Origin of the sequence: Micromonospora sp. DT44 (assembly GCF_049841635.1) — a bacterium.
Lineage (GTDB): Bacteria > Actinomycetota > Actinomycetes > Mycobacteriales > Micromonosporaceae > Micromonospora.
The window spans coordinates 153,085-163,903 of the sequence record NZ_JBNCKS010000007.1 but is presented as its reverse complement, the minus strand read 5'-3'; the positions used below and the strand labels follow the sequence as shown (position 1 = coordinate 163,903).

General features: G+C 71.7%; 8 protein-coding genes. All 8 read left to right on the top strand.

The window, feature by feature from the left end; all coding sequences use genetic code 11:
- Positions 1-431 precede the first annotated feature (431 nt).
- The 8 genes from ACLQ25_RS06435 (at position 432) to ACLQ25_RS06400 (ending at position 10,792) form a co-directional block, all read left to right on the top strand.
- Complete coding sequence (locus tag ACLQ25_RS06435; RefSeq protein WP_425729975.1) at positions 432-1,802, top strand: L-serine ammonia-lyase; 1,371 nt, start codon at positions 432-434, stop codon at positions 1,800-1,802.
- A 72-nt stretch (positions 1,803-1,874) separates the two neighbouring features.
- Complete coding sequence (locus tag ACLQ25_RS06430; protein WP_425729974.1) at positions 1,875-2,702, top strand: ABC transporter permease; 828 nt, start codon at positions 1,875-1,877, stop codon at positions 2,700-2,702.
- A gap of 1 nt (position 2,703) precedes the next feature.
- Positions 2,704-3,450: an ABC transporter ATP-binding protein gene (locus ACLQ25_RS06425; protein ID WP_425729973.1), complete on the top strand. Its 747-nt coding sequence runs from the start codon at positions 2,704-2,706 to the stop codon at positions 3,448-3,450.
- Positions 3,447-5,489 (top strand): DUF5941 domain-containing protein, encoded by a 2,043-nt coding sequence (locus ACLQ25_RS06420; protein WP_425729972.1) that lies wholly within the window; start codon positions 3,447-3,449, stop codon positions 5,487-5,489. Before ACLQ25_RS06425 ends, ACLQ25_RS06420 begins: the two co-directional genes overlap by 4 nt.
- A gap of 16 nt (positions 5,490-5,505) precedes the next feature.
- A complete protein-coding gene (locus tag ACLQ25_RS06415) occupies positions 5,506-7,716 on the top strand; it encodes a bifunctional glycosyltransferase/CDP-glycerol:glycerophosphate glycerophosphotransferase (RefSeq protein WP_425729971.1) in 2,211 nt (736 codons plus the stop codon).
- 132 nt (positions 7,717-7,848) lie between these two features.
- Positions 7,849-9,150, top strand: coding sequence for an ABC transporter ATP-binding protein (locus ACLQ25_RS06410; protein WP_425729970.1), 1,302 nt, complete (start codon positions 7,849-7,851; stop codon positions 9,148-9,150).
- A 93-nt stretch (positions 9,151-9,243) separates the two neighbouring features.
- Complete coding sequence (locus tag ACLQ25_RS06405; protein WP_425729969.1) at positions 9,244-10,266, top strand: hypothetical protein; 1,023 nt, start codon at positions 9,244-9,246, stop codon at positions 10,264-10,266.
- 61 nt (positions 10,267-10,327) lie between these two features.
- Positions 10,328-10,792 carry a DUF4442 domain-containing protein gene (locus ACLQ25_RS06400; RefSeq protein WP_425729968.1) on the top strand — a complete coding sequence of 155 codons (465 nt, stop codon included), beginning with the start codon at positions 10,328-10,330 and terminating at the stop codon, positions 10,790-10,792.
- Positions 10,793-10,819 lie beyond the last annotated feature (27 nt).

The window sequence follows — 10,819 nt, the reverse complement described above, 5'->3', positions numbered from 1 at the left end:
CCCACCACACCAACAAGACCTGTCAACCACTCCTGAACAGCCCAAACAGGATGAGACAAGCTCCAGGATGTAGGGGCTTCCGGCCGCGCTCGAGGCCACTACATCCGGGATCGACCACGATCATGCGGGCGGGGCGTGCGGGCTGGGCGGGGCGTGCTGGGCGGGGCGTGCTGGGCGGGGCGTGCTGGGCTGGGCGGGGTGGCGGAGAGGTGGCCGGCAGTCGGCGGTCGGATGGCCGCGCCGCCATGATCGGATGGACCGGCTGCGGTGCTCGGGTAAGGGGTGTGCTGGGCGGGTAGGCTCGCAGGTCGGGCACCCGCACCCCGGGTGGCCGGCGGCCACCCGACCGGGCGGTCACGAGCGGGGCTGCCGGCTGGTGGCCACGACCGGGCGGACCCCGCAGCACGGGAGCACGCCGAGGAAGCGCAGCCATGATCAGTGTTTTCGACCTCTTCAGCGTCGGCATCGGGCCGTCCAGCTCGCACACGGTGGGGCCGATGCGGGCGGCGCGTACGTTCGTCGGCGGGCTCAAGGCCGACGGGCTGCTCACCGACACCGCGCGGGTCCAGGCGGAGCTGTTCGGGTCGCTGGGCGCGACCGGACACGGGCACGGCAGCGGGCCGGCGGTGCTGCTGGGGCTCGCCGGCGAGTCCCCGGAGACGGTCGACACGGACACCGTCGGTCCTCGCGTCGAGCGCATCCGTGCCGAGCGGCGGATCAGCCTCCTCGGCGCACACGAGATCGACTTCGATCCGGATCGGGACCTGACGCTGCACCGCCGCCGGTCGTTGCCGTACCACCCGAACGGGATGACCTTCGCGGCCTTCAACGCGGCCGGCGAGGAGGTCAGGACCCGCACCTACTACTCGGTGGGCGGCGGTTTCGTGGTGGACGAGGCGGCGGCGGGCGCGGACAAGATCAAGCCGGACAGCACGCGGGTGCGTTACCCGTTCCTGACCGGGGCGCAGCTTCTCGACGTCACCAGCACCACCGGGCTGTCGATCAGCGAGGTGATGCTGGCCAACGAGCGCTCGTGGCGCAGCGAGGCGGAGATCCGGGCGGGCCTGCTGGAGATCTGGCGGGTGATGCGGGAGTGCGTGCAGCGCGGTTGCGAGCGGGACGGCGTACTCCCTGGGGGTTTGAAGGTCCGGAGGCGCGCGGCGGAGCTGCGGCGCGGTCTGGAGGCGGACGCCGGGACGGCCGACCCGCTGCACGTGATGGACTGGGTGACGCTGTTCGCCCTGGCGGTGAACGAGGAGAACGCCGCCGGAGGTCGGGTGGTGACCGCCCCGACGAACGGCGCGGCGGGGATCATCCCGGCGGTGCTGCACTACTACAGCCGGTTCGTCGAGGGCGCCGACGACGACGGGGTGGTGCGGTTCCTGCTCGCGGCCGGCGCGATCGGGGTGCTGTTCAAGGAGAACGCGTCGATCTCCGGCGCGGAGGTCGGCTGCCAGGGTGAGGTCGGCTCGGCGTGTTCGATGGCGGCTGCGGGCCTGGCCGAGGCGCTCGGCGGCACGCCGGAGCAGGTGGAGAACGCGGCCGAGATCGGGATGGAGCACAACCTCGGGTTGACCTGTGACCCGGTGGGTGGCCTGGTGCAGATCCCCTGCATCGAGCGCAACGCCGTGGCTAGCATCAAGGCGATCACGGCCGCCCGGCTGGCGCTGCGCGGCGACGGGGTGCACAAGGTGTCGCTGGACAAGGTCATCAAGACCATGCGGGAGACGGGCGCCGACATGAAGGTCAAGTACAAGGAGACGGCGCGTGGCGGTCTGGCCGTCAACGTGATCGAGTGCTGAAGCTGGTCGATTCAGGGCATTCGTTCACCGACTGCTAACCTGGCGTCCGTTTGCGGGAGGCGGGAGGCGGCGGTGACCTCTGGCGTCGCGGCCCTGTGGTCGCACCGCAACTCGCTGCGCATCCTGGTCCGGCGGGACCTGGCGGTCAAGTACCAGCAGTCGGTGCTGGGCTACTTCTGGTCGCTGATCGAGCCGCTGGGCATGGGCGCGATCTACTGGTTCGTCTTCGGGGTGCTCTACTCCCGCGACACCGGCCGGCACCTCGGCGAGGCCGCCGGGTCGTACCCGCTGTTCCTGATCACCGGCATCTTCGCCTGGATGTGGACCAGTTCGGCCCTGAGCGAGGCGACCAACGCGTTGACCGGCCAGTCCCGGCTGATCACCACGATGAACGTGCCCCGGCAGGTCTTTCCGATCGGCCGGGTCAGCGGACGGTTCGCCGAGTACGCGGCCGGCCTGCCGATCCTGGCCGCCATCGCGGTGATCTACGCGGCACACGGGCGGATCCACCCCGGCTGGTCGCTGCTCGCCCTGCCGCTGGCGGTGGCCGTGCAGGCCGTGCTGTTGATCGGGCTGGCCCTGTTGTTGTCGGCCTGGAACGTGCTGATGCGCGACGTGGAACGGCTGATGCGGCTGATCATCCGGGTGCTCTTCTACGCCACGCCGATCATCTATCCGCTCAGTCTGGTCCGGGAGTCCGGCCTGCCGCACTGGCTGAAGGTGGTGTACGAGCTGAACCCGCTGGTCGGGATCTTCCAGCTGCACCACGCGATCTGGTACTCGGACGAGTTCCCCGACGCCCGGCTGCTCGTCACGACGATCGTCGGCAGCCTGCTGGTGCTGGCCGCCGGCTGGTGGTCGTTCCGCCGGTTGGAGCCCGCCGTGCTCAAGGAACTCTGACGTGGCCGAGCCGATCATCGAGGCGGACGGTCTGGGCATCCGGTTCGTCCGTAACCGTCGCCGCCAGCTACGGCTGCGGGAGCTGTTCATCCATCGGGGTGGGCGCGGCGCCCTGCCCGGCCAGTTCTGGCCGTTGCGCGACGTGTCGTTCACCGTCGAGCCGGGCGAGACCGTCGGCGTGATCGGCCGCAACGGCACCGGCAAGAGCACGCTGCTGCGGCTGATCGCCGGGGTGCTCATCCCGGACGAGGGCGACATCCGGGTGCGCGGCGCGGTCGCGCCGCTGCTGGAGTTGTCCGCCGGTTTCTCCAACGACCTGACCGGCCGGGAGAACCTGCACCTGGTCGGTGGGCTGCACGGGCTGTCGACGAGCTACCTGAAGCGGCACTTCGACGAGATCGTCGAGTTCGCCGGCGAGCAGGTGGAACGGGCCATCGACACGTCCGTACGGCACTACTCGTCGGGGATGAAGGTGCGGCTGGGCTTCGCGATCATCTCGCACCTGCCGCACCCGATCCTGCTGATGGACGAGGTGACCGCTGTCGGGGACGCGGAGTTCCGCAAGAAGTGTTACGCGACGATTGACCGTCTGCTCGGGGAGGGGCGCACGCTCGTGTTGGTGTCACACAACGAAAAGGACCTGACCCGGTTCTGCCGTCGGGGGTTGTACCTCGACGCGGGCCGGTTGACGCTCGACGGCACCATCGCCGAGGCGCTCGACGCGTACCACGCCGCGGTCCCGCGGTGACGCTCGCGATCGTGCTCGCCGCCGGGAGTTCCGCGGCGGGCCTCACCACCGCGAGCGGCGAGCCGTTGGCCGACCGGCTCGCCGACCAGCTGCGCCGGGCCGGCGCTTCCGAGGTGCGCTTCGCCGCGACCCTGGACGAGCTGGCCGCGCTGGCCGACGCCGCCACCGGTCCGCTGCTGGTCACCGGCACCGACCTGGTGGCGCACGCCGCCGTGCTGCGGCACCTCGCCACCAGCCCGGTGGGACCGACCGTGGCGCTGGTGCTGGGTGACCCGGCGGTGCCGGGCCGGACGGCCGTGCGCGAGGAGCGCGGCCAGGTGGTCGACGCCGGCCCGCTGGACGCTCTCGACGGCGACGCGACCGGCGTGTTCGGTGGCGCGCTCCGGGTCGGCGTGGACGACCTGCCGACCCTCGCCGCGGCCGCCCGGGCCGCCGCCGTCGGCGCGCGTCCGGTCGCCGCTCCGGTCGGCCCGGTCGGCGACGTGTCGCCGCTGCCGTCGACCGGGGGCGCCGGCCACGACGACCCCGGGTCCGCCGTGGACCGGCTCGTCGCGGGCCTCGCCGCCCTCGGCACCCTGATCTTCGCCCAGCGGGTACGTCTGCTCGTGGCGCACCGGGTCGAGGACGCTCCCGGCCTGGTCGCCGCGGAGGCGGCGGTGACCTCGGTCGACGAGGACCGGGCCGAGCTGCGGCTGTCGGTGAAGGAGAGGGACGACTTCTTCTCGACGTACTTCGTCAGCACCTGGTCGCCGTACGTGGTGCGGTTGGCGGCCCGGCTGCGCCTCACCCCGACCGGGGTGACGGTGATCTCGGTGCTCTTCGCGCTGGGTGCCGCGGTGCTGTTCGGGGTCGGTGGGCGGCTCGCGCTCGTCAGCGGCGCGGTGCTGCTCTACCTGGGCTTCGTGCTGGACTGCGTGGACGGCCAGTTGGCCCGCTACACCCGGCACTTCAGCGCCTGGGGTGGCTGGCTGGACACGATGGCCGACCGGGCCAAGGAGTACCTGGTCTACGCCGGTCTGGGCTTCGGGGTGAGCCACGCCGGGCTGGGCAACGGCTGGGCCCTCGCCATCGCCGCGATGACGTTGCAGACCGTCCGGCACATGACCGACACCTGGTACGGGGCGCTGCACGACGAGGCGGCCCGTCGACCGCGAACGACGGCAGGCGCCAGCGGCGGGATCGGTGACCGGCTGAACGCCGCGTCCACCCGGGTGCAGGCGGACACCGGCTCGGTGTCGTACTGGCTGAAGCGGACCGTCGTCTTTCCGATCGGGGAGCGGTGGGCGCTGATCGCGCTGACCGTGGCGCTGTTCAACCCGCTGGTCAGCCTGATTGCGGTGCTGGTGTGGGGTGGGCTGGCGTTCGCGTACACCGGTGCCCTGCGGACGCTGCGGGCCCGCTGGATGTGGGTGCCGGTGCTGGACACGGTCGACGCCACCCTGCACCGCGACGACGGTCCGTTGGCCCGCCGGCTGCCGGTGGTCCGTCCCATGGGGCCGCTGACCCTGGCGGTGATCGCCGCGCTCGGTCCGGCGGCGCTGCTGGTCGCCGCCCTGTTGGGCGACGCGCCGAACGGGCTGCGCTGGGCGGTGCCGGTGGCGTTGCTGGTGCTGCTGGCCGGCGGCCTCGGCGCGGGGGCCGCGCACAACGGGCCGCTGGACTGGCTGGTGCCGGCCGCGTTGCGGGCCGCCGAGTACCTGTTCGCGATCGCGGTCGGTGTGGTCGGTGGCGCGCCCGGGTGGCTGATCTTCGGGTACGTCTTCGTGCTCACCGTGCACCACTACGACCTGACCGCCCGTTTGGAGAAGCGGCAGGCGGCGCCTCCGCTGCACGCCGCCACGCTGGGCTGGGACGGACGATCGGTGCTGCTCGCCCTCCTGGCGATTGCCGGCGTCGTGAGTATCGGCATGGCTACACTCGGTGCGTACCTTCTCGTGGTTTTCGTGGTGAGCGTCGTCCTGGCCTGGTTCGTCCGGCCGGCCCGTGGCGCGCGGGCGTCGGCCGCGCCGGTGGGCGCGGGAGGTGTCGCGCCGCGCTGACGAAAGGGGCGGCCGGATGACCCTGATCAGTTTCGTGGTGCCGGCCTTCCGGGTGCAGGGTTATCTGCGCGAGTGCCTGGACTCGATCCTGGGCCAGTCGGAGACCGACCTCGAGCTGATCGCGGTCGACGACTGCTCGCCGGACGCCAGCGGCGAGATCATCGACGAGTACGCGGCCCGTGACCAGCGGGTCCGGGCCGTCCGACTGTCGGAGAACGTCGGTCTCGGTCCAGCCCGCAACATCGGGTTGGACCGGGCCGTCGGCGAGTACGTGTGGTTCCTCGACGGGGACGACTGGCTGGCGCCGGACTGCCTGTCGGAGGTGGCCGACCGCCTGCGGGCGAACCGGCCGGACGTGCTGCTGGTGGACCACGTCCGGACACACTGGAACGACACCGCCACCCGCAGCGCGATGGCCGAGGTGTTCCCCGAGTCGCCCGGTCCGGAGACGTTCGCGCTGCGGGGACGGCCGGAGGCCATGCGGCTGCTGCACACCGCCTGGAACCGGTTGGTCCGCCGGGAGTTCCTGGTCAACCTGGGTCTGCGCTTCGCGGCCGGTTGGTACGAGGACGTCTCGTTCAGCTACCCCGTGCTGATGGGGGCGCGTCAGATCGGCGTCCTCGATCGGGTGTGCGTGAACTACCGGCAGCGCCGCGCCGGCGCGATCACGAAGACCCGGGGGGACCGGCACTTCGAGGTCTTCGCGCAGTGGCACCGGGTCTTCCTCCTGATGGATGCCTGGTCGCCGGCCGTGGACGCGCTGCGGCCGGCGATCTTCGAGCGGATGATCTGGCACTACCTCACCGTGCTCGGCAATGGTCAGCGCATCGCCCCCGAGCTGCGGCCGGTGTTCTTCGCGCAGATCACCGCGGACTACGCGCGGTGGCTGCCGGTCGGGGGGTACCCCGTGCCGGAGGGCGTCGAAGGAGTGAAGCACCGGCTGGTCGCGAGTGGCCGGTGGCGGACGTTCAGTGCCCTGCGGGCCGCCAGCCGGGCCCGGGACACCGCCCGCCGGCAGGCGCGTACCGCCCGGCGTCGGGTCGGCCCGGTGGCCCGGCGCGGCGCCCGGCTCACCCGCGACGGCCTACTGCGCGAGTACTACCGGGCGGAGCTGCGCCGGCCCGTGGACCCCACGCTCGCGGTGTACGCCGCCTACTGGTTCCGGGGATACTCCTGCAACCCGGCCGCGATCTACGAGGCCGCCCGCCGGCTGGCCCCCGAGGTGCGCGGGGTGTGGATCGTGCGCCGCGACCGGGTGGACGCCGTGCCGGACGGGGTGGAGTACGTGGTCGCCGGCACGCCGGCCTACTACCGCGTGCTGGCCCGCGCCCGCTGGCTGGTCAACAACGTGAACTACCCGGACTTCGTCCGTAAGCGGCCGGAGCAGGTGCACGTGCAGACCCATCACGGCACGCCGGTCAAGGTGATGGGGTTGGACCAGCAGCGCTACCCGATCGGCGCGGGCCGGATGGACTTCGCCGGCCTGCTGCGTCGGGTGGACCGCTGGGACTACAGCGTCAGCTCCAACAGCTTCTCCACCCAGATGTGGGATCGGGCCTACCCGGCCACGTACGCCACGCTGGAGGTGGGTTATCCGCGCAACGACCGGCTGGTCGCCGCCGGTCCCGACGAGGTGCGCCGGCTGCGCGCCGAGTTCGGCCTCGCCCCCGACGAGCAGGTGGTGCTGTACGCCCCGACGCATCGCGAGCATCTGCCCGGTTACCGGCCGCCGTTCGACCCGGACCGGCTCGTTGACGCGCTGGGTGACTCGGGCCGGCTGCTGATGCGCAGCCACTACTTCCACGACCGGGAGCGCCGGCCCGGTCGTCCGGCGGAGTTCCGACGGGTCCGCGACGTCAGCGGCTACCAGCGGGTGGAGGACCTCTACCTGGTCGCCGACGTGCTGGTCACCGACTACTCCTCGGCGATGTTCGACTATGCGGTGCTGGACCGGCCCATCGTGCTCTACACACCGGACTGGGACGCGTACCGCCTGGCTCGGGGGGTCTACTTCGACGTCACGGCGGAGCCACCGGGCGCGGTGGCCGCCACGTTCGCCGACCTGCTCGATCTGTTCCGGACCGACGCGGTGCGCTCGGACGCGGCGAACAAGGCCCGGGAGCGTTTCCGCAGCCGGTTCTGCGGGCTGGACGACGGGCGGGCTGCTGAGCGGGTGGTGCGCCGGGTTTTCCTCGGCGAGCTGCCTGACCAGCCGCAGGGCTGCTGACAGCTCGCACCCCCGTACGCCGTGTAATGGTGGCGTCATAAGCCGAACATGAGACGTTTACCCGATGTGCGGGACCAATGATCCTGGTCACAGTCATCAGGAGTTCGGCCGAGAGACGTGGGGGACCTGACGGTGAGTACCGTCGCACTCAAAGATGTGACCAAGGTTTTCAAGGACGGCACACTCGCCGTCGACAGCATTAATCTGGACGTGAACGACGGCGAGTTCATGGTGTTGCTGGGCCCGTCGGGCTGCGGCAAGTCCACTGTGCTGCGCATGATCGCCGGTCTGGAGGACCCGACGCAGGGTGCGGTGCTGCTCGACGGGGAGCTCGCGAACGACCTGCCGCCACGCGACCGCAAGATTGCCATGGTCTTCCAGGACTTCGCGCTCTACCCGCACATGACCGTCGGCGACAACATCGCCTTTCCGCTGCGGCTGGCCGGGGTGGAACCGGAACCGCGCGGCGAGCGGGTCACCGACGTGGCGAGCGCGCTCGGAATCAGCGACGTGCTCGGCCGCAAGCCCGGCCAGCTCTCCGGCGGCCAGCGCCAGCGCGTCGCCATGGGCCGCGCGATTGTCCGGCGGCCGGGACTCTTCCTGATGGACGAGCCGCTGTCGAACCTGGACAGTGGGCTGCGCGCCGAGCTGCGGGCGGAGATCTCCGGGCTGACCCGGGAGCTGGGCGTCACCACCGTCTACGTGACCCACGACCAGGCCGAGGCGCTGACCATGGCCGACCGGGTGGCCATCATGCGCCGGGGCGTACTCCAGGACGTGGGCACGCCCACCCAGGTGTACGGCCGTCCGGCGACGCTCTACGTGGCGGCGTTCCTGGGCAGCCCCCGGATGAACCTGCTGGAGGCGTCGGTCTACGTCCACCTCGACCGGTACATCGCGCTCGACCTCGGCGAGCAGTCGCTCTACCTGCCGTGGAACGACATCCGCAGCCGGGCGGTGGCGCACTACCACGGCGAGCGGATCGTGGTCGGGATGCGGGCCGAGGCGCTCACCCCGGTCGCCCCGGACAGCCCCGGTGACGTGCTGCGCGGCCGGATCCGATACCTGGAGCACCACGGGCACGAGTCGCTGGCGTTCCTCGACATCGGGGCCACCGCGATCATGGTGGACGAGATGGGCGCGCCGCTCGACCCGCCGCCGGTGGGCCAGCGTGGCCTGCGCCGGTTCGGCGCGGTGATGCAGCGGCTCACCGGCAAGCCGGTGGAGTCCGAGGAGGAGCCGAGCGGTGTCTCGCGCACGACGAGCGTCCTGCCCGACTCGGGTCGGCACCACCGCCGCCCGGCGGAGCTGGCGGTGCGACTCGCGCCGTACCCGGCCGTCACCGCCGGGCATCCGCTCGCCGTGTCGGTCCGGATGGACGCGCTGCACTTCTTCGACGAGCGCGGTGCGCGTATCGACGTGGGGTGGCGGTGACGCCACGCCGGAGCGGGGTGGCGGCCCGCCCGTCCGGTGCCCTACCGTCTGCCCACCTAGTCCAATTCGTGCCTGACCGAGAGGGGTGCCCCCGTGTCGGGTGACCGTCCCAGTCCGCTCGTCATCGAGCGCATCCTGCGGGACCGCCAGGGCATCTGGCAGCAGATCGTGGCCGAGGGCGACCTGAACGCCCTGACCGGGCGGATGCTGGCCAGCTCCGCCGTCGCCCTCGCCTGTTACGGGGCGGTGCTCGGCGCGTTCCACAGCCCACTGATGGCGTTGACGTCCGCGCTGAAGCTGCCACTGCTGTTCCTGGTGACGCTGGCCATCTGCCTGCCCACGCTCTACCTGTTCAACCTGGTGTTCGGCGCCCGGCTCTCGGTACGTCAGTCGTTGGCGCTGGTGATGGTGGCGATCACCGTCACCTCGATGCTCGCGGTGGCGTTCGCGCCGATCAGCCTCTTCTTCCTGATCACCGCACCCGACTACGGCTTCTTCAAGCTGCTCAACGTGGCGATCCTGACGCTGTCGGCGCTGGTCGGGCTGCGCTTCCTGACCGGTGGCATGCAGGTGCTCAACGACCACGGTCTGCTCGCCCCGGCGACGGCTGCGGCCAACGCCCCGGCTCAGCTCGGCGTCCCGGCGGCAGTCAGCGCTCCGGCCCAGGTCAACGCTCCGGTCGCGGTGCCCGCCGGGGGCACGCCGGGCACCGCGACGGCGGGTACCGCCGAGCCGGTCGCGGTTCCGGCCGGCGCGGCTGTCGCGTCGGCGGCGAACGGTGCCGCGCCCGAGGGCGCGAGCGCCACGACCACCGCCCCGGCCCCGGCGGCTGTTCCGGCGCAGTGGGGTGGTCAGCACACCGGCACGTTGCCGCCGGGTTACCCGGCGCAGCAGCGTGCGTGGACCAACCCGCCGGTGCGGCGCGGCGAGCCCGCGCAGCGCCCGGCCAGCATGACGCTGCTCTACATCTGGATCCTGCTCTTCGGCTTCGTGGGCACCCAGTTGGCGTGGACGCTGCGCCCGTTCTTCGGCGACCCGGGTCAGGATTTCTCCCTCTTCCGCAGCATCGACGGCAACTTCTACGCGGAGATCCTGCGCACGATCGCCAACCTCTGACGCTCCGAAGCCTGGGAAAACCCTGGTTGCCGCCCTGGTTACCGAGAAGTAGCGTCGGGCCATGACCATCGACTCCCGCCAGGTGGCGACCGGCATCCTGCAATCGGTGCCGTTCGCCCGCACGCTCGGCATCGAAATCGTCGAGGTGGCGCCCGAGGCGGACGGCGGGGTGCGGGCCGTCGTCCGGCTCCCCGACACGCCGGCCACCCACAACCACGTCGGCGGCCCGCACGCTGGGGCGATGTTCACGCTCGGCGAGACGGCCTCTGGCGCGGTCGTGCTGGCCGCCTTCGGGCAGCTGCTCGACCGGGCCGTGCCGCTCGCCGTCCGAGCCGAGATCGCCTACCGCAAGCTGGCCCGGGGGGCGGTGCTGGCGACCGCGCGGCTGGGGCGTCCGGCGTCGGAGGTGGTCGCGGAGCTGGAGGCCGGTCAGCGGCCCGAGTTCGGAATCGAGGTGGAGATCGCCACCGAGGACGGCACGCCCACGTCGGCCATGACGGTGATCTGGACCCTGCGGCCGAACTGAGCGGCCCGCCGGCGGCTCAAAACGGGT

What these genes read in the sequence shown, in the direction of transcription:
- ACLQ25_RS06400 (WP_425729968.1), top strand. Translation starts at nt 10,328, where the DNA reads ATGACCATCGACTCCCGCCAGGTGGCGACCGGCATCCTGCAATCGGTG.
- ACLQ25_RS06435 (WP_425729975.1), top strand. Translation starts at nt 432, where the DNA reads ATGATCAGTGTTTTCGACCTCTTCAGCGTCGGCATCGGGCCGTCCAGC.
- ACLQ25_RS06415 (WP_425729971.1), top strand. Translation starts at nt 5,506, where the DNA reads ATGACCCTGATCAGTTTCGTGGTGCCGGCCTTCCGGGTGCAGGGTTAT.